The organism is Novosphingobium sp. GW821-FHT09E05 (assembly GCF_059416165.1).
Genome location: NZ_JBWKOQ010000001.1, coordinates 915,993 through 935,127, shown reverse-complemented (window position 1 = coordinate 935,127; position 19,135 = coordinate 915,993). Strand labels below are relative to the sequence as shown.

The 19,135-nt window shown below is 64.0% G+C and carries 16 protein-coding genes; all 16 read left to right on the top strand.

Annotation, left to right across the window (positions count from 1 at the left end):
* Nucleotides 1–3 precede the first annotated feature (3 nt).
* The 16 genes from AC07M9_RS04300 (at nucleotide 4) to AC07M9_RS04225 (ending at nucleotide 18,895) form a co-directional block, all read left to right on the top strand.
* Complete coding sequence (locus tag AC07M9_RS04300) at nucleotides 4–819, top strand: transglutaminase-like domain-containing protein (protein WP_494881600.1); 816 nt, start codon at nucleotides 4–6, stop codon at nucleotides 817–819.
* Nucleotides 812–2,836: a M3 family metallopeptidase gene (locus AC07M9_RS04295; protein WP_494881598.1), complete on the top strand. Its 2,025-nt coding sequence runs from the start codon at nucleotides 812–814 to the stop codon at nucleotides 2,834–2,836. Before AC07M9_RS04300 ends, AC07M9_RS04295 begins: the two co-directional genes overlap by 8 nt.
* Before the next feature lie 203 nt (nucleotides 2,837–3,039).
* Complete coding sequence (locus tag AC07M9_RS04290) at nucleotides 3,040–4,776, top strand: FAD/NAD(P)-binding protein (RefSeq protein WP_494881596.1); 1,737 nt, start codon at nucleotides 3,040–3,042, stop codon at nucleotides 4,774–4,776.
* Nucleotides 4,773–5,285, top strand: a complete 513-nt coding sequence (locus tag AC07M9_RS04285; RefSeq protein WP_494881594.1) for a DUF1543 domain-containing protein — start codon at nucleotides 4,773–4,775, stop codon at nucleotides 5,283–5,285. Before AC07M9_RS04290 ends, AC07M9_RS04285 begins: the two co-directional genes overlap by 4 nt.
* A 481-nt stretch (nucleotides 5,286–5,766) precedes the next feature.
* On the top strand, nucleotides 5,767–6,393 hold the full coding sequence (locus AC07M9_RS04280; RefSeq protein WP_494881592.1) for a PRC-barrel domain containing protein: 627 nt from the start codon (nucleotides 5,767–5,769) through the stop codon (nucleotides 6,391–6,393).
* A gap of 75 nt (nucleotides 6,394–6,468) precedes the next feature.
* The gene (locus AC07M9_RS04275) at nucleotides 6,469–7,563 is read left to right on the top strand and encodes a catalase family protein (RefSeq protein WP_494881590.1); all 1,095 of its coding nucleotides are present in this window, start codon (nucleotides 6,469–6,471) and stop codon (nucleotides 7,561–7,563) included.
* 126 nt (nucleotides 7,564–7,689) lie between these two features.
* A complete protein-coding gene (locus tag AC07M9_RS04270; protein WP_494881588.1) occupies nucleotides 7,690–10,017 on the top strand; it encodes an FdhF/YdeP family oxidoreductase in 2,328 nt (775 codons plus the stop codon).
* A 69-nt stretch (nucleotides 10,018–10,086) separates the two neighbouring features.
* Nucleotides 10,087–10,932 carry an oxygenase MpaB family protein gene (locus AC07M9_RS04265; RefSeq protein ID WP_494881586.1) on the top strand — a complete coding sequence of 282 codons (846 nt, stop codon included), beginning with the start codon at nucleotides 10,087–10,089 and terminating at the stop codon, nucleotides 10,930–10,932.
* The gene (locus AC07M9_RS04260; protein WP_494881584.1) at nucleotides 10,929–11,222 is read left to right on the top strand and encodes a UvrB/UvrC motif-containing protein; all 294 of its coding nucleotides are present in this window, start codon (nucleotides 10,929–10,931) and stop codon (nucleotides 11,220–11,222) included. The genes AC07M9_RS04265 and AC07M9_RS04260 overlap by 4 nt, the downstream gene beginning before the upstream one ends.
* 586 nt (nucleotides 11,223–11,808) lie before the next feature.
* Entirely contained in the window at nucleotides 11,809–14,928 is a 3,120-nt protein-coding gene (locus tag AC07M9_RS04255) for a TRCF domain-containing protein (protein ID WP_494881582.1), read from the top strand.
* A gap of 143 nt (nucleotides 14,929–15,071) precedes the next feature.
* Nucleotides 15,072–15,647, top strand: coding sequence for an SRPBCC family protein (locus AC07M9_RS04250; protein WP_494881581.1), 576 nt, complete (start codon nucleotides 15,072–15,074; stop codon nucleotides 15,645–15,647).
* Nucleotides 15,647–16,846 (top strand): zinc-dependent alcohol dehydrogenase, encoded by a 1,200-nt coding sequence (locus AC07M9_RS04245; protein WP_494881579.1) that lies wholly within the window; start codon nucleotides 15,647–15,649, stop codon nucleotides 16,844–16,846. The genes AC07M9_RS04250 and AC07M9_RS04245 overlap by 1 nt, the downstream gene beginning before the upstream one ends.
* 10 nt (nucleotides 16,847–16,856) lie before the next feature.
* Nucleotides 16,857–17,639, top strand: a complete 783-nt coding sequence (locus tag AC07M9_RS04240) for an SDR family NAD(P)-dependent oxidoreductase (RefSeq protein ID WP_494881577.1) — start codon at nucleotides 16,857–16,859, stop codon at nucleotides 17,637–17,639.
* Nucleotides 17,640–17,696: 57 nt separating this feature from the next.
* Nucleotides 17,697–17,984, top strand: a complete 288-nt coding sequence (locus tag AC07M9_RS04235) for a hypothetical protein (protein WP_494881575.1) — start codon at nucleotides 17,697–17,699, stop codon at nucleotides 17,982–17,984.
* 44 nt (nucleotides 17,985–18,028) lie between these two features.
* Complete coding sequence (locus tag AC07M9_RS04230) at nucleotides 18,029–18,592, top strand: ankyrin repeat domain-containing protein (protein ID WP_494881573.1); 564 nt, start codon at nucleotides 18,029–18,031, stop codon at nucleotides 18,590–18,592.
* 45 nt (nucleotides 18,593–18,637) lie between these two features.
* Nucleotides 18,638–18,895, top strand: coding sequence for a hypothetical protein (locus AC07M9_RS04225; RefSeq protein ID WP_494881571.1), 258 nt, complete (start codon nucleotides 18,638–18,640; stop codon nucleotides 18,893–18,895).
* Nucleotides 18,896–19,135: the final 240 nt, after the last annotated feature.

Below are 19,135 nucleotides of genomic sequence, written 5' to 3'. Positions count from 1 at the left end.
CCCATGCTGATCCGCTGTGGCTACGATATCCGATTTGAAACCGAAACCAAGACCGCGATGATGGCGATGCTCAGCCTTCACCCTTCGCGCCACCAGGACCTGCACACGCCCCAGCGCCTGCTGGCCGACCCCGATATCCCGCTCTATCAGTTTGAGGACGGCTTCGGGAACGTCGCCACGCGCCTCAGCATACCGTCCGGCGGCGTGACCCTGTCCTGCGACTTCGTCATCGAGGACAACGGCGAGCCTGACATGCGCCCGGCCAACGGCCCGCAGATGCCGGTGGAGGACCTGCCCGATTTCGTGATGCCGTTCCTGCTGGGCAGCCGTTATTGCGAAACCGATCGCCTCATGGACGTGGCATGGAGCAACTTTGGCCATTACACCAATGCCCGCGACCGGGTGGACGCGATCGTCGACTTCGTTCACCGCCATATCGAGTTCGGCTACCACTATGCTCGGCCCGACAAGACGGCCTGGAACGGCTATCAGGAGCGGCAGGGCGTGTGCCGCGATTTCGCTCATCTCGCCATCACGCTGTGCCGCTGCATGAATCTTCCAGCGCGCTACTGCACGGGTTATCTCGGTGACATCGGCGTGCCCGCCTCAGACGCGCCGATGGACTTCAGCGCCTGGTTCGACGTCTATATCGATGGCAGCTGGTACACGCACGATGCCCGCCACAACAAACCGCGCATCGGTCGGATCCTGATGGCGCGAGGGCGCGATGCGACCGACGTTGCCTTGACGACAGCGTTCGGCCCGGCAAACCTGGTGCGGTTCGACGTGTATACCGACGAGGTCCAGTCCCTTGAATGAACCGCTGAGCAACCCGCTTCTACGTCCCTGGGACGGCCCGCTCGGCGCCCCGTCCTTTGCGCAGGTGCGGGCCGAGGACTTCCTGCCCGCGTTCGAGGCCGCCGCCGCCTGGCACCGCGCGGAAGTGGCGGGTATCGCCGGGCAGACGGAAGCGGCGACGTTCGAGAACACCATAGCCGCCCTGGAACGGTCAGGCGAAGTGCTCGGCCGGGTTCGCCGCCTGTTCTGGACGCTAGCCTCGGCGCAGGGAACTGCTGCCATCCGCGCTATCGAGGGGAATGTTTCGGCGCTGCTCAGCGCGCATTCGATCGCGATCAACCACGACTCCGCGCTCGCAGCGCGCATCGCCACCGTCCATGCCTCGCGCCATGACGCTGGCCTGACGCCCGCGCAGGTGCGCCTCGTCGAAGCTAGCTACGCCGGCGCCCGTCGAACCGGCGCTGCCCTGGGCCCCGAGCAGAAGATACGCTTTGCCGAGATTGACTCACGGCTCTCGGCGCTTTCCGTCCAGTTCGGCCACAACGTCCTGGCAGCGACGGCCAACTGGGTACTGGACCTCGGCGCGGACGACCTAGCCGGGCTGCCCTCCTCACAATGTGACGCCGCTGCCGCGCGCGCCGCAGCCGCAGCGGCCCCGGGCCGTTTCCACGTCACACTTGATCGCACCGACTATGAAAGTTTCCTGGGCTTCTCCCAGCGCCGCGACTTGCGCGAGAAACTGTGGCGCGCCTTTACCGAGCGTTGCGACGGCGGGGCGCACGACAACTGGCCCATCATCGCCGAGATCCTCGCGCTCAGGCATGAGCGGGCGACCCTGCTAGGATACGCCGACCATGCGCATTACGCGTTGGAGGACAGCATGGCCCACATGCCTGCCGCCGCGCTCGATCTGCTGCAGCAGTTATGGGAGCCCGGCAAGCGCCGCGCTGCCGAGGAGGCGGCCGAACTGCAGGCGCTGATCGATGCCGAGGGCGGCGGGTTCAACCTGGCTCCTTGGGACTGGCGCTTTTACGCCGAGCAGGTGCGCCGTTCGCGCTATGCGCTGGACGGCGCGGCGGTGGCGCAGCATCTGCGTCTCGACGCCGTCCGGCAGGCCGCGTTCGATACGGCTGCCAGACTCTACGGACTGTCCTTCACGCGCCGCGCTGATATTCCCGGCTATCATCCCGATGTCTGGGCCTGGGAGGTGCGCGACGAGGCGGCTGGGCCGGTCGGGCTGCTGTTCACCGACTATCTCGCCCGGCCGGAAAAGCACGGCGGGGCTTGGATGGGCAGCCTGCGCGTGCAGGAAACGATGGACGGCGAGGTGCTCCCGGTCATTTACCTCGTCGCCAATTTCGCAGGCGCGCCGCCGCCGGACACCGGCGCCACGCGTCTGTCCATTGACGAGGCGCGTACCCTGTTCCACGAGTTCGGCCATGCCCTGCACGGCCTGCTTTCGCGGGTGACCTATCCCAGCCAGTCCGGCACTGCGGTGGCCCGCGATTTCGTCGAGTTTCCGAGCAAGTTGATGGAAAACTGGATCGTCAGCAGGGAAGTCCTGTCCGGCTTCGGCGTACCCGATGCGCTGATCGCCGCGATCCGGAACGCCGAGAGCTATGGGCAGGGTTTCGCTACGGTGGAACTCATCGGCTGCTCGCTGATCGACCTTGCCGTGCATGGCTCAGCGCAGGCCGCCGCCGATCCCCGCGCCTTCGTCGAGGCCGAGCTTGAGCGGCTGGGCATGCCGCCGGCAGTCGGGCTGCGGCATCGTTTCCCTTACTTCACACATATTTTCGACGGCGGCTATGCCAGCGCCTATTACAGCTATGCGTGGTCCGAAGCGCTCGACGCAGACGTCTTTGAAGCTTTCATAGCCTCAGGCGACATCTTTGACGCCCGACTGGCGAAGCAGTTCCGTGAGGAAGTCTTGAGCGTCGGCGACAGTCGCGACCCAATGGAATCCTTCACTGCGCTGCTTGGCAGAGCCGCTGATCCGAAGGCACTTATGCGGGCACGCAATCTGGTAGACGTTTGAACTGCCGAACTACAATACGGTCTGGATCGAATTGATTTAAGCGAAAGCGGAGCGCGGCGACTGGACCTGAAAAACTTCGGAATAATTAGCTATTGTGGAATGGGTCTGTAGCAAGACCTGACCCTTGTGAGACTCTCGGCGATCAAATCTTGATCCCCAGGAGCGGAAGGTCCGCTCCGGTCACAAAATTCGCGGCCATTAACATGGATCAAACCGTTTTGCGGGAGCCGATCCCCTGTCTTGGGCATTTTGCGGGAATGACCCGATCTGTCGCGTTCGTCGGTGCCGGCCCGACCACTATCTACACGCTGCACGCCTTGCTGCAACAGGAGCCACCGCCATTCGAACTCACCCTGTTCGAAAAGCAGGGGAGCGTCGGGCGGGGCACCCCCTATCGCCCCGGCTGGAACGATACGGCCATGCTCTCCAACATCGCCAGCGTGGAAATTCCGCCGCTGGAGGAGCCACTGGTCGAATGGCTCGACCGGCAGAGTGACGATCGGCTTGTAGAACTGCACATAGCTCGCGAGCAGATCGATGATCGTGCATTCTACCCACGCGTGCTGCTCGGCGAGTACTTCTACGATCAGCTTCAGGCGATGCTCGAGCGGGCGGCGCGCGCTGGTGTGATAGTGAACGTGCGCACCCGGTGCGAAGTCATCGACGCGATAAGGGCGGACGATGGAATGACCCTGGTCGTCCGACCCGAGCGGGGTGACGTTTTCGAGAACCGCTTCGACCACGTCGTGCTCGCAACCGGTCATCAATGGCCCGACCAGCCGGAAGTGCGGCCAGGCTACTTCCTCAGCCCCTGGCCTGCTTCCGAAATCGAGAAGATCCCCGCGTGCCGGATCGGCATTCGCGGTTCGTCGCTTACCGCTATCGATGCGGCAGTGGCCCTGGCGGTAAGCCATGGCGAGTTCATCGACGATGGCGAGGGTAAGCTGATCTACGCGCCTTGCGCGGATACCGACGACTTCCACATGACGATGCTCTCGCGCAAGGGGCTCCTTCCCGAAGCGGACTTCTATTTCCCGATTCCCTATGAACCACTTGCCATCTGCAATGACGAAGCCATCGAAGGCCTGATCGCCGGGCAAAAGGACAATCTTCTCGATCGGGCTTTCGCGCTTTTCAAGCACGAACTGGCGGCAGCGGATGGCGCCTATGCAGAGCAGGCGCAACTCGACCGGCTCGATATGGAAGCGTTCTGCGACGGCTACTTTGCCGAGCGGATGGCGGCCGATCCATTTTTGTGGGCCGAACGGAACCTGGCGGAAGCCCAGGCGGACTACGAGGCAAGCCGAACCGTGGCGTGGCGCTACGCGATCCTGCGCATGCACGAAGTCATCCAGCGCCTCATACCGCATCTCGACGACGCGGATTTCCAGCGTTTTTCTCGTTTCTTCAAACCCGTGTTCGTGGACGATTACGCTACGGTTCCGCACGAATCGATCAAGCGGATGCTGGCGCTTCATAAAGCTGGCAAGCTCGACGTCGTCCGGGTGGGAGAGGACTACCGGATCGACAGCCACCGGGCGCAGAGCGGCGCGGTCCTGCACCTGGATGGTGGGGCGGTCCATTTCCCGGTGTTCATCGAGGCTACGGGCCAGCGTGCTTTGGCGGCCAAGGACTTCCCTTTCGCATCGCTGCGCGATCAGGGCATCGTGCGCGACGTTGCAGCCAGCCAGGCGCGTGGTCCTTCGCGGGGCATCGTCGTCGATGACCAGTACCATCCAATATCGCCCGACATCCCGGCCGACCAGCTTTTCTGTCTGAGCCTGCCTTTCATCATGGGGAGGCATCCCTTCATCCAGGGCATCACCAGCTCCTACGAGATGGGCCTCGTTGTCGGCGCGGAACTGGCCGCCGCCCTTGCCAGGCAAAGCGCGGTAGCGGCCGAACTGACCAGCCAGGCTAAGGGCATGGCTCTGTCATGAAGTTGTTCGCAATCTACATCGGCGGTGAGTTTCCTGGCGCCAACATCGAAGTCCACGATGTGCGGTTCGTGGTCGCCAACGCGATAGAGGAGACCTACGCGAAACTACGCCGAGATTGGTGGGGCGTGCCCCGAAGTCTGCACATCGATTGCTGGGCACAGATCACCCATGCCGATGGCTATGACGTGTCGCTGCGCCGCGAGCCGTTCACCGGACCCGAGAAGCTCTACTTCGTCAATCTCGGTGGCTATGAGCCCGGGGAGTTTGCGGAACGACACCGCAACGTCTTCGTCGTGGCGGGAAACGAGGGTAAGGCCAAGTCGCGCGCGATGAAGTCGGTCAGGCACTGGGCCGATCCGCACAAGGACGACCTGTACGAAGCCGAACACGCCTTCTGCCTGACGGACCAGCCTGTCGGGGAGCAACTTTTCGTGCATTTGACTCCGGCTTCTCCCGGCATCGAGCCCAGCTTCACCTGCCAATATGTACCAATCCGGAAAAACAGTTGAGCTCTCCGATCGTGCAGCGGAATCCCGACGAGGCACGCACGAGGCTGTCGACTTCGTTCTATGGCTGACAGGCCCCCAATCGCACGGGACCATCCCGTCACGCCTGACGGCCGCTACTTCGTGGTCCGCGGCAGGCTATGGAGGATGTCCGATCCCCGCCTCCCCGAAGACCGCCGGGCACATCTGGTTAAGGAACTGATGACGGCCCGCCGTGCGATAGCGGCGGCGCGGCGATCAAAAGACAGGGTCGCCGAAGACGAGGCGCACGCCGCAGTCGATCGAGCCAAGCACGGTCTGGGAGAACGGGGACAGGTCTGGTGGGACGACGGAGCGCCGGACCTCAATCGCCATATGGCAAGGACTACTCCTTACGCCGCTTGGTACGCCAGCCGAGCGGCATGACTTTGCCAGAACAAAATCAATCTGGATCAATGCGATTTCAACCCCACGCCACATCCCATCTCATAAATTCATGCGTTGAGTGGCAGCAAAGACCAAAACAATCGATGCAGTCTGCAATATACGCGAGGACTGGACACTGACCGACATCGCAGAGTGGCTGGCTCCGATCGCAACGATGATTGCGGCCATGATGACCGCCGTCAACCTGGGCGCCCGTGTGACGGGGTGGGGCTTCGTGGTCTTCACCATCGGTTCGGTTGCCTGGACAATTGTCGGGCTTGGCTCGGGACAGTTCAGCCTGATCGCGGCCAACGGGTTTCTGACGTTCGTCAATCTCGTAGGCATATGGCGCTGGCTAGGAAGACAACGTGCGTACGAGGACGGCGGTCGATCTGCCAAGGCGGCCAGTCGCAGGGCGTCTTCTCCCACGTTGTTCACCGCAACCGGAATTGCGGGCATGCCCGTGCTGGCCGGCGACAGCAGACCTCTCGGCAAAGCCGTCGAGGCGCTCATCGAATGCAGGTCCGGCGCGGTGAGCTATGTTGTTGTGGCGACCACCGGGGCTGCCGGGATCGCTGAACAGCTGCGGCCGGTTCCGCGCGACGCCGTCGTGTTCGAGTGCGACCAGTTGGTTCTGCTGATCTCTCGCCATGCGTTCGACTCTATTGCGCCGATAACTCCGGATAGCTGGCCGACCTCTATTTAGCCCGGGCGCATGGTGCGGGAAACTCACGGCGCTTCGCCAGCGTTAGATACCTAAAATCTCACAGGAACACTGACCATGACCCACCCCATCCGTTTTGCGCCTTCGGTCGAGCATGTGAAGCCGGAAGAAGCAGAAACCATTCGGGATCTTGAAGAACAATTCGATTCCATCCAGCAAACGACCGCTCAGGATTACAAGGCAGGTGTCCGGGCTGTTCATGCCAAGGCGCATGGCGTTGCCATCGGCCGTCTCACCGTAAACGCCGGGCTTCCCCAGGAGCTTGCCCAAGGGATTTTTTCGCATCCTGCCAGCTTCGACGCCGTCGTCCGCATCTCCACCAATGCAGGCGATGTGCTTGACGATGCGATTGCCCTTCCGCGCGGGCTGGCGCTCAAGGTCATGGATGTCCCCGGCGATCGGCTGCCTGGATCGGAAGGCGAGACCTCGCAGGATTTCATCATGGTCAACGGGCCGGTATTCACCGCTCCCGATGCTGCTGCCTTCCTCAAGAACCTGAAACTACTCGCCAAGACCACGGATGTCGCCGAAAGTGGCAAGAAAGTGCTCTCCTCGGTGCTGCAGGGCGTCAACGCCGCGCTGTCCGCCGTGGGCTACGAATCGCCGACGATACAGCAGATGGGAGGCGCCCCTCAGGTCCATCCGCTCGGCGAGACGTATTATACCCAGACCCCGTATCGGTTCGGTGACTATATCGCGAAATTCTGCCTCGTGCCGGTGGCGCCTTCGCTGACCTCGCTGACGGGCGTGAAGATCGACGTGACCAACCGCCCCGATGCGCTGCGCGAGGACGTCAGCCGCGCCATGGTCGAGCATGGTGGCCGGTGGGAACTGCGCGTCCAGCTCAACACCGATCTCGACAGAATGCCGGTCGAGGATTCGACCGTCGCATGGAGCGAAGACGAAAGCCCGTTCGTGACTGTGGCTACGCTCGATATCGAACCGCAGATCAGTTGGCAGCACGGGACGAGTGACCGCCAGGACGATGCGCTCAGCTTCAACATCTGGCGAGGGATCACGGCGCACCAACCGCTGGGCAACATCAATCGTGCTCGCAACGACACCTACCGTCGCTCGACCGCCTTTCGCGGCCGGGTCAACGGCTGCCCGATGCACGATCCCCGAACGCCGCAGGACATTGCCTCCGAGTAAGCGGTGGATCGGCCGAGGTTTTTCAGGAACGCCGGCCTGGTCGCAACATGGCCGCCGCGTCGGGTCGTCCTTTACCAAATCCAGGCCGCCCCATTTCCTCTCCGCGATCCATAGCTGGAATTTCCCATGACTGACGAACAAGACCGAACGGTCCATTACGACGGTGCCGAAGGTGGATGGGGTTCGGTACGCGGCATTGTCGAAACCGCCTGGCGCGAACGGCCGACGCCAGGTGCACTCGATACGCTAAGGCGGCAAAACAAGGTCAAAGGCTTCATGTGCGTTTCCTGCGCATGGGGAAAGCCGGCCAAGCCTCACGCCTTCGAATTCTGCGAGAACGGTGCCAAAGCCACGCTCTGGGAATTGACGAGCCACCGCTGCACCCCCGAGTTCTTCGCCGGGCATACCGTCAGCGAGCTGAGGACATGGAAGGATCATGACCTTGAACAGCAAGGCCGCCTGACCCATCCCATGCGCTACGAGGCAATGAGCGACACGTACGTCCCGTGTTCCTGGGAGGACGCGTTCGCAGCGATCGGACGCGAATTGAAAGCGATCGATCCCGGCTCGGCGGTTTTCTACGCCTCGGGCCGCGCGAGCCTGGAGACCAGCTACCTCTATGCGCTGTTCGCCCGGCTGTATGGGCACAACAACCTGCCCGACAGTTCCAACATGTGCCACGAGACGACTTCGGTCACGTTGAAGAAAGTGATCGGATCTCCGGTCGGCACCTGTGTCCTGGGCGATTTCGACGTGTGCGACGCCATCTTCTTCTTCGGACAGAACACCGGCTCAAATAGCCCGCGCCTCCTTCACCCGCTGCAGGAGGCGGTCAAGCGCGGCGCGAAGATCGTCACGTTCAATCCGATCCGGGAAAAGGGCCTTGAGAAGTTCAAGAACCCCCAGAGCCCGTTGGAAATGCTTACCCCGAAGACGACCGAGATTTCCACGCTCTACTTTCAGGTCAAGGCGGGTGGCGACATCGCGGCCATAACGGGCTTGATCAAGCACGTCCTGGCGGCGGAAGAGATCCGCTGGCGGGACGAGAAACAACACGTCCTCGATGTCGACTTCATCGCGCAGCACACCGCCGGTTTCGACGAGATGACGGCCTACGTGGAGGCGACAAGCTGGGAGGAGATCGAACGCGAGAGCGGCCTTTCGCGTGAAGATCTGGGCGAAGCGGCCCAGATCTACATCGAGGCGCCCCGCGCGATCGCCATGTTCGGCATGGGGCTGACCCAGCATGTCCACGGGTCGCAGAATATCGCCGCGCTCACCAACCTGTGGTTGCTCCGGGGCAATGTCGGTCGCGAGGGCACCGGTATCTCACCCGTGCGCGGACATTCCAACGTGCAGGGCCAGCGGACCGTCGGCATCTCGGAAAAGCCGGACCTCGTGCCGCTCGACAGGCTGGCCAAGCAGTTCGGCTTCGAACCACCGCGCGACGAAGGCCTGAACACCGTCATGGCCTGCCACAAGATCCTGGCCGGCGAACTCAAGGCATTCATCGGTTTGGGCGGGAATTTCATCCGCGCCATACCCGAGCGCGAGCGGATGGAGGAGGCCTGGACCAAACTGCGTCTCACCGTCCAGATCGCCACCAAACTCAACCGCAGCCATCTGGTTAACGGCGAGATCGCGTACCTGCTGCCCTGCCTGGGCCGGTCCGAGGAGGACGTCCAGGCCACCGGCGCGCAGGCGGTGACGATGGAGGATTCGCTTTCGTGCATCCACGGCTCGCTCGGCAAGAACACCCCGGCATCCGAACATCTTCGCTCGGAAACTGCGATCGTCGGAGGAATCGCAAAGGCGACCCTACCGGCCAATCCCGAGGTGCGCTGGGACGAATGGACGGGAGACTACGCCAAAATCCGCGATTGCATCGAGCAGACCTATCCCGAGCAGTTCCACGACTTCAACCGGCGCGTCTTCACGCCAGGCGGGTTCCATCGCGGAAACCCGGCGCGCGAGCGGACCTGGAAGACCGAAAGCGGCAAGGCGCAGTTCAGCGTACCCACCGCCATGCGCTCGATCGGCTTCGAGGATTCGCCCGGTCGTTTCCGGCTCATGACTTTGCGCTCCAACGATCAGTTCAACACCACCATCTACGGTTATTCCGACCGCCTGCGCGGTATCGAGGGCACGCGTGACGTCGTGCTCATGAACCCCGAGGACATCGCTGAAGCAGGGCTGGTGCAAGGTCAGGTGATCGGGCTGGTCGGCGATGCCGGCGACAGGGTCCATCGGCAGGTCGACGGGTTGACCGTCACCCCCTTCCTCCTCCCGCGCGGCTGCATCGGCGGCTACTATCCCGAGATGAACCCGCTCATCCCGATATGGTATCATGACGAGGAGTCGCGCACGCCTGCTTCCAAGGGCGTACCTGTGCGGATCGTCGCAGCCCCAACGAAATGCCCGGAGAGTAGCACGCCGCGCGGGGCCGGGACCTGAAGACATTTCGCGCGACCTTGCCCCCCGCCTCACCGGGAGCAATAGCGACGGCGGCACGTTGGACAGGGTATGAGCGAAGGTAATCGCACGTCCAATCCGGTCAAGCGGGCCATCCGTCAACAGGTCGTCGGCCTGTTCAACGATAGCGAGCGAGGCGAAGCGCCGGTCGTCAGGAGCCGGAACGCCCTGTTCGCGCCGACGTCGATCGCCTGGCGAGTTCACGGCGACGTCGCATCGATGATGGCGGGCGGCATCGCCAGTCTTCTGCTCCAGATGCTCCATCCTGGCGTTCTGGCTGGCGTGTGGGACCATTCCAACTTCCGCGCCGACATGCACGGCCGGTTGCGGCGCACCGCCCGCTTCATCGCCACCACAACGTATGCCGAGCGGTCCGAGGCCGAGGGCATGATCCGGCGGGTCCGCTCCGTCCACAGCGGCGTCAAGGGGCATCTGCCCGACGGCACCGCGTACGACGCGACCGACCCAGTGCTCCTGGCGTGGGTGCATGTGACCGAGACCAGCAGCTTCCTCGATGCCTGGATCCGCTACGCGGAGCCGTGGATGTCGCGCGCGGATCAGGACCGGTACTTCGCCGAGATGACCTTGATCGGCGGGGCGCTGGGGGCAAAGCCTTTGCCGCGCACGCGCGCCGAGGCGGATCGCCTGCTAGCCGAGATGCGTCCGGCCCTGAAGGCAGATGCGCGAACGGCCGAAGTCGCCAGGCTGATCCTGAACCCGGCCGCAGCGAACCGGCTCGCTTCGGTGCCGGGTAGGCTTGCCGGCGAGGCTGGCATCGACCTGCTGCCACGCTGGGCACGCGCTCTCCACGGCCTGTCTTCCTCGCCTTTCCGAACGCCGCTGGTGCGCGTGGGCACGCTCGGCGTCGCACAGGCACTGCGTTGGGCATTCAGATGATGGAACACCACGAGGGTCATTTACAGGAACTGCAACGCGCGATGCACGACGCAGCGGCGCAGGGAGACTTTGAGAAGGCGGCGCAGTTCCGCGACCGGATCAGCCTGTTGCGCGGCGTACCTGCCGGTACGCCGGCACAGGAGGTCGATCCCTCCGGTCTCGTCCGCCAGCAGCCGGGAACGATGGGGCTGGGCACCAGCCGGCAACAGGTAAATCCCCCTCTGGGATGGAAACCACCGAAGAAACCGGACTCGATGACAAAGGGGCGCCGACGGGGTCGCAAGGAATAGGACCGATCGGCACCCGGGCCGTTTAAATGACGGCGCTTACGTTTCTTCCGGGAACGCGGGTGCCTGCTGGGGGCTTCTTGCTCAGTACCGGGACGGACCATCCGCGCTCGACACTCCTCACGTTGAAGGAAGCGAACATGTCCAAAAGCGATCCTGAAACCCCTCGCGGGCCCCTAGGGGACGCGCGTCCGGACTCGTTCGATCCGCACGAGCAGAACGAAAGCGGCCAGAAGCCAGAGAAATTGCAAGATCGACCTTCGGAAAGCACTGTCACACCCGAAGACTACCCCGAGGACCAGCGTGCCAAGGGGGCCTGAGGGGGCGGCGTCACCTGCCAGTCCCGTCGGGTGGTATCGAGGCGTTGCGATGCCGCCATGAACATGGATTAGTCAAATATAGCGGACTTGCCCTCATTCGTTCGCTTTCTCCGTGCGTTGTGAAGCCTGGATAGCCGCCGCACCACGCAGGTGGCTTGCTTGACAGGCAAGGATCGCGCTCTGACTGACATCGCCAAGCGGGAAGGGCCCCGCAACTCGACAATGGTTCCGGCAATCGACGGTCGGCGCGTCGGCGTCACAGGTGCGGCGTGAATCTGGCCTTCACTGCGGTCCGCATCGCACAAACGCTTGCCGACCATTCCATCGCATTCCTGACCGATGACGAGCAACAGGCCGAGGCATTGACCGAGGCCGTCAAGGCGCTGGCGCCGCACGGGCATGTCATACACGTGCCGTCCAGCGATGCGCTCCCCGGGGAAGCCGCTCCGGCGACGCCGGCCAACGCGGGCCGCCGTGCGTCCGCGTTGCGCGCCCTCCGACTGGCGCGAGACACCCACGTCGCCTGCATCATGAGCGGTGAAGCCGCAGCGCGTCGGTATCCCGCGCCCGATGCGTTCGACAGCGCGCCGCCCACGCTGCATCCGGGCGATGAAGCCGACGCCCAATCTTTCGCGACGCAACTTGCGGCGTTGGGGTATGTCGCCGACGACCGCGTCGACGAGCCGGGCGAAATGGCCGTACGCGGCGAGGTTATCGATATCTTTCCCGCCGACGCCAGTGGTCCGGCACGCATCGAACTGGCAGCGGGAAAGATCGCCGCGATCCGATCGTACGACCCGGTGACGCAGCGCACAGTCGACGATCTGGAGCACCTGGAGATCGGCCGCGCCGCCGAACCACCGATCGGCGAGCCGACGTCCATTCTGGCCCATCTCACGCCAGGGATACTGGCTCTGTCCGGAAAGGCGGATCATCGTCGTAGGCGTTTCATCCAGCTGGCCGGTGACGCCGCCTGTGGTGCGCCGCATCGCCTGGATGCGATAGACGACGCCGCCTGGAAGAAGGCCAGCAAGGACTGGACGGCGTCGCCGTTCGACGCGGACTTCGAGCCGGTTCCGCGCTTCGCCAGTGACCGCTCGCCGCTCGCCGCGACGGTGCGCTTCGCCAAGCCGCTGCTTGCTGCGGGACGCGCGTTCGTGCTGGCAGGCAGCGCGCGAGATCTGCGTTTTTTGCGGGGCAAGGTGGCCCAACGCTTATCGCTGGAAATCGTGGAACTGTACGGATGGTCGGCGCTGGATGAATTACCCACCGGCTGCTGCGGCAGCCTGACGGCGCCTTTCGACGCTGGATACGTAGACGAGCGTATCGTCCTGGTCGCAGCGGCCGACCTGATGGGGAGTCGCGCTCTGATCGGCGATGGCAGCCCGACAGCTGTGAATCCCTGGCACGTTGGCATTGAAGTGTGCAGCGGCGACCTAGTGGTTCACGAGGACCACGGAGTCGGGCGCGTAATGGGCCTGGATCCTTCGTCAGTTGGCGGCGAGAACGGCGACCAGCCTCCGATCGAGCGGATCGTGCTTGAGTATGCTGGTGGTGGCCGGCGTCTGGTCCCTGTCGACGAGGCCGACCGGATCTGGCGTTACGGCGCCGACGGCGACGTGGTGAGTCTGGACAAGCTGGATGGCTCGTCCTGGCACAAGCGGCGCGCGGCGATCAACGCCGCGATCGACGAGAGCGCGAAGGCCCTGACGCTTCTGGCGCGCGAGCGCGAAACGCTGAAGGCGCCGGTCATGGAGCCCGATCCTGCTGCCTACGAACGCTTCGCGGGCGGCTTCCCCTTCAACGAAACGGCGGACCAAGCCCGGACCATCGCCGCCGTCCGTGACGATCTGGCGAGCGGCCGGCCCATGGACCGGCTGGTCATCGGCGACGTCGGCTATGGCAAGACCGAGGTCGCGTTGCGGGCTGCTGCGCTGGCTGCGCTGGCCGGCTTCCAGGTGGTGGTCGCCGCACCGACCACCGTGCTCGTGCGGCAGCACCTGGAGACGTTCCGCCGCCGCTTCGAAGGAACGAAAATCGAGGTGGTTGGCCTGTCACGGCTGAGCAGTGCCGCAGAACGGAAGTCTGCGAAGGCGGGGCTCGCCGATGGCTCGATCGGTATTGTTGTAGGCACCGGCGCCGTGATGGCAAAGGGCGTGAACTACGCGAGACTGGGGTTGGTCGTGATCGATGAAGAGCAACGCTTCGGCGCTGCCGACAAGGCCCGTTTGCGCGGCTTGGGCCCCGTCCATATCCTGAGCCTGAGCGCCACGCCGATCCCGCGTACCCTGCAGGCCGCTCTGGTGGGCCTGCAGCAGATGTCCGTCATCGCCACGCCTCCCGCCCGGCGCCAGCCTATCCGCACCAGCATCGGGCAGTATGACGACGTGCTCGTCCGCACCGCGCTCACTCGCGAAAAGGCGCGGGGAGGCCAGAGCTTCGTGGTCGTTCCGCGTATCGAAGACATGGCGAAAGTCGCGGAGAAGATACGAGGCGTGGCACCCGATCTGGCGCTGGTCGAAGCACACGGAAAGATGTCCGCGGTCGAAATCGACGACACCATGGTCGACTTCGGTACTGGCCGGGGGGATATCCTACTGGCGACCAACATCATCGAAGCAGGCCTCGATGTGCCGCGCGCGAACACCATGATTGTCTGGCGCGCCGACCGCTTTGGCCTGGCGCAGCTGCACCAGTTGCGTGGCCGCGTTGGGCGTGGCAACCGGCGCGGGCAGGTCATCCTGCTGATCGAAAGCGAAGACACGATCGGCGCGCGCACACTCAAGCGGCTGCGCACGCTCGCCACCTTCGACCGGCTGGGCGCCGGCTTCGCGATCAGCGGCCAGGACCTCGACATGCGCGGCGCGGGCGACCTCGTCGGCGAGGATCAGGCCGGGCACATGAAGCTGATCGGCGTCGATCTCTATCAGCATCTTCTTCGTGTCGCGCTGAAGGCCGCGCGGGGAGAGGACGTCGAGCGGTGGAGTCCCGAACTCAACCTGGGCATGAGCGGCGTCCTGCCCGAGAGCTGGATACCGGAGGCGGACCTGCGGCTGTCCCTCTACGTTCGACTGGCGCGCATCGAGAACGAGGAGGCGCTCGATGCTTTCGATGATGAACTGCTGGATCGCTTCGGACCGCTGCCCGCCGAAGCGGCCACGCTGCTGGCCCACGCCCGCATCCGCCTGACCGCGCGGGCCTTGCAGATCGCGCGCATAGACGCGGGCCCCGCTGCGATCGCATTCACTCCGCGCAACGATTGCCCGATCGACGTCGCGGCCACGGGCCTGGCCCAAAGCAAGGGGCGCTGGATCCTTGCCGAGGCCCTGTCGAGCGAGGCCGATCGTATCTTGCGCGTCGAAAGCCTGCTCGACAGTCTCGAATGCTGACGGGCCGGCGCGTCGAGCCGTGCATGCGGCGGGATTATCTTTCGGCCGTGCTGGGTCTTTATGCGCGCGGCGATAGTTTCATTTGCGAAAGCAGCCAGGTCCGACGGGGCGGGCAGCACATCCGAAAAACATGGAGAGCAGGAATGGCAACCGTGAACGACGACGCGCCACCCACCACGTCGAAATCGCGCGAGACCCGCGATGCCGCAGCGCAGGCCTTTGCGGATACGCGGGGCGACACCCTGATCGGGCACACCGTGACGATTAACCGACCCCGCGCGGAGCTCTACGCCTACTGGCGCGATTTCGCACGGTTGCCGACGTTCATGGACAACGTCGAGCGGGTCGACGTGCTGCCGCCGACCCGCTCGCACTGGGTCGTCAAGGCCCCGGGCGGCCGGACCGTCGAATGGGATGCGCTGGTTACCGAAGAGCGGGAGGGCGAACTGATCGCCTGGACGTCTGGCGAAGGCGCAGACGTGCCCAACAGCGGCCGGATCGAATTCCGCGATGCCGGTGATCGTGGCACCATCGTTACCGCGACGATCGTCTACGACCCGCCGGCAGGCGTGGTGGGCAAGCTCATCGCCAAGATGTTCCAGCGCGAGCCCGCCATCCAAGCGCGGCGCGACCTGCGGCGGTTCAAGCAACTGATGGAAACCGGCGAAGTTGCCACCTCGTCGCGCACTCGCGCGCAACTTCAAGAGGAGACAGCCTGATGCGCGCGCTCACCTGGCACGGCAAGCATGACGTCCGCGTCGACACGGTCGACGATCCCGAGATCCTCAACCCGCGCGACGCGATCATCAAGATCACCTCGACCGCGATCTGCGGATCGGACTTGCACCTTTACGACGGGTACATCCCCACCATGAAGGCGGGCGACATCCTGGGCCACGAGTTCATGGGCGAGGTCGTCGAGACCGGCCCGGGATCGACGCTAGTGAAGGGCCAGCGCGTCGTCGTGCCTTTCACCATCGCCTGCGGCAGCTGCTATCACTGCGGCAAGCACCAGTACTCCGCCTGTGACAACGGCAACCCGGCCGATAACCAGGATATCGGCATGGAGTTGTACGGCCAGCCCATGTCGGGCCTGTTCGGTTACAGCCACCTGACCGGCGGCTATGCCGGGGGGCAAGCGGAATACGTGCGCGTGCCGTTTTCCGACGTCGGCCCGATCGTCGTGCCCGACGGGCTGGACGACGACGAGGTGCTGTTCCTTTCCGACATCCTGCCCACAGGCTGGCAGGCCGCCGAGAACGCCGACATCGAGCCGGGCGACACCGTCGCGGTGTGGGGATGCGGGCCGGTCGGCCTGTTCGCGGTGCAATCGGCCTTCCTGATGGGTGCGGCGCGGGTGATTGCGATAGACCACTTCCCCCACCGGCTGGAACTGGCCCGCAAGTTCGGGGCCGAGACCATCAACTTCGAGGCATCCAAGACGTACGAAGCGCTGATGGAAATGACCGGCGGCATTGGGCCCGATGCGGTCATCGACGCGGTGGGCCTGGAAGCGCATGGCTTCTTCGTCGACAACGTAGTTGATCAGATCAAGGCATCGCTGATGCTCGGCACCGATCGCATTCACTCGATCCGCCAGGCCATCGTCGCCTGTCGTAAGGGTGGCCGGGTCTCGATGCCCGCCGTCTACGGCGGCATCGTCGACAAGTTCCCTCTCGGCGCCTTTATGGAAAAGGGGCTGACGCTCAAGACTGGGCAGACCAGCGTGCAGCACTACATGCCCGCGCTGCTCAACGCGATCGTCGAAGGCAAGATCGACACGACCTTCCTTATCTCGCACCGCATGAGCCTGGAAGATGCGCCCAAGGGCTACAAGATGTTCCACGACAACCAGGACGAAGTCACCAAGGTCGTGCTCAAGCCCGGCTTCACCGAAACCGCCGTCGCGGCAGAATAGGACACGCACCATGGCTGACAAATTTGCGATCGTGACGGGTGCCTCCACCGGCATCGGCTTTGAGCTGGCGAGCATCGCCGCCGAAAACGGCTACGACCTGCTCGTCGTCGCAGACGAAGAACTGATCGATGCGGCCGCACAGGACTTTCGGCTGCACGGCGTTTCGGTAGACGCGGTGCAGGCCGACCTGTCGACCCTAGAAGGCCTCGATAACTTGCTGGCCGCCACTGCCGGCCGCCGCATCGATCTTCTTTGCGCCAATGCGGGCCTGGGGCTGGGCCACGGTTTCCTCGAGCAGGATGTCGCCGACTGGCGCCGGGTGGTCGATACCAACATCACCGGCACCCTTTATCTGCTGCAGCAGGTACTCAAGGGAATGGTAGCACGCGACGATGGCAAGGTACTGATTACCGGGTCCATCGCAGGCTTCATTCCGGGCAGCTTTCAGGCGGTCTACAATGGCACCAAGGCTTTCGTGGACAGCTTTGCCGACGCGCTGCGTAACGAGATCAAGGAGGCAAAGGGCGTGACTGTCACGACACTCATGCCCGGACCAGTCGAGACCGAGTTCTTCGATCGCGCCGACATGCTCGGCACCAGCGTGGGCGCGTCAGAAAGCAAGAGCGATCCGGTTGACGTCGCCCGCGACGGGTGGAACGCGCTGATGAACGGCGATGCCCACATCGTCTCGGGCTGGAAGAACAAGATCCAGGCGGCGGTGGCGCACGTCACCCCAGCGGCGATCCTGGCCGAGCAGCATCGCAAGATGGCGCAGCCCGGCTCCGCCGAATGACTATGCCGCCTCGATAGAGGCGCTGACCTCAGGCACTGCGAACCAAAGGATAGATACATGACCACCACGATAGAGCGCACATTCGGCAGTCGCCGCGACGCCGAACTGGCAGTCGAGCGACTGGTTCAGGAATACGGCTTCGAGCGAACCGACGTGTTCGTATCGTCGGCCGGCGATGAAAACAGCGCCGGCGATACGCCCAGCGGCGGCGACACCGCGACCCATCTGGAGCCCGAGCGCAACGATGCGCCGCTTTCCGAGCCGATATCCGTCTCTGTGGACATCAACGACGACGCGCGCGCGGCCATCGTGACTCGCGTGTTCGACGAAATCGCCGCCGGCTAGGAGGTTTCCGCGTCCATTTGGGGACTATTAAAGGAACGATGATCATGCGTCCGCTGAACGAGCCGGAGGATCGAACGCCATCGACGCGGCGCGAACTGCCGCCGCTTCCTTCGCCTGAACGCGTGCAGGAACTCCTGTTCGAAGCGGCCAGGCTGGGGCGCGACGACATGATACCGGTCCTGCTGGAGGCAGGGGCGGATATCGAGGGTGTCGATGCGAAGGAGCACACCGCCCTGGTCCTAGCGACCTATCATGGTTTCGAGGAAACCGCCGCCTTGCTGCTGGATCGCGGCGCCGACCCAAACGGGACGACGGCGAGTGGCAGCCCGTTGATGGGGGTCGCCTTCAAGGGACATCTGGCCATCGCCCGCCGCTTACTTGCCGCCGGTGCGGACCCGAACCTGCGCAACGCCGCAGGACAGACCGCGATCATGATGAGCGCCCTATTCGACCGGCGGGAGGTCATCGAACTCCTTCTGGGCGCCGGCGCCGATATCGATGCGGTGGATGCGGCAGGTAATGACGCGGCCAGCCTCGCGCGAATGCAGGGCAACGAAAGCCTTGCCCGATGGCTGACCGAGCGCCGGGAGGGGCGTACTTCAGCATAACAGTACGGGCATGAGCCCAAGCGTTAAGCGACAGGAGCGATAGTCATGAGCGACGTTTCGATAGGCCCGGGTCCGGGCTCAAACAAAAAAGCATCCGTGCAAGAGGGAGTGGACGCACAAGCCGAGACCGATCGCGACATCGACCGCGCCCTGGCCGGCGCCGAAGCCAAGCCCTTTGCCAATCGCCCCCCGACCAAAGACGCGGATTCCACAACGTCCGCATCCAGGGATGATGAAACCCGGTCTTCTGCTGACGGGGCCGCGAACCTGATCTCCGGGAGGCGCAACGCAGGGCGGGAATAGCGAAGCCCTAGCGCTGGATGCGCGGCTCACGTAAGAGCTGACGATGGCTTCAGGTCGTGCCACGTCGGTGGGAACGCTGCATCTCAACCTGCTCGCCGCGTTCGACCGCAAGCATATGATGTCATTCCTCCTGCAGCTTATGGAACAATAGCAGCATTTCGACCCGCCGTGATGTCCACCGAGCGCACGCCCAACGTCATAGCCGACGGCGTCGATCTTGCCGCGCGTGTCGGCCCGCTC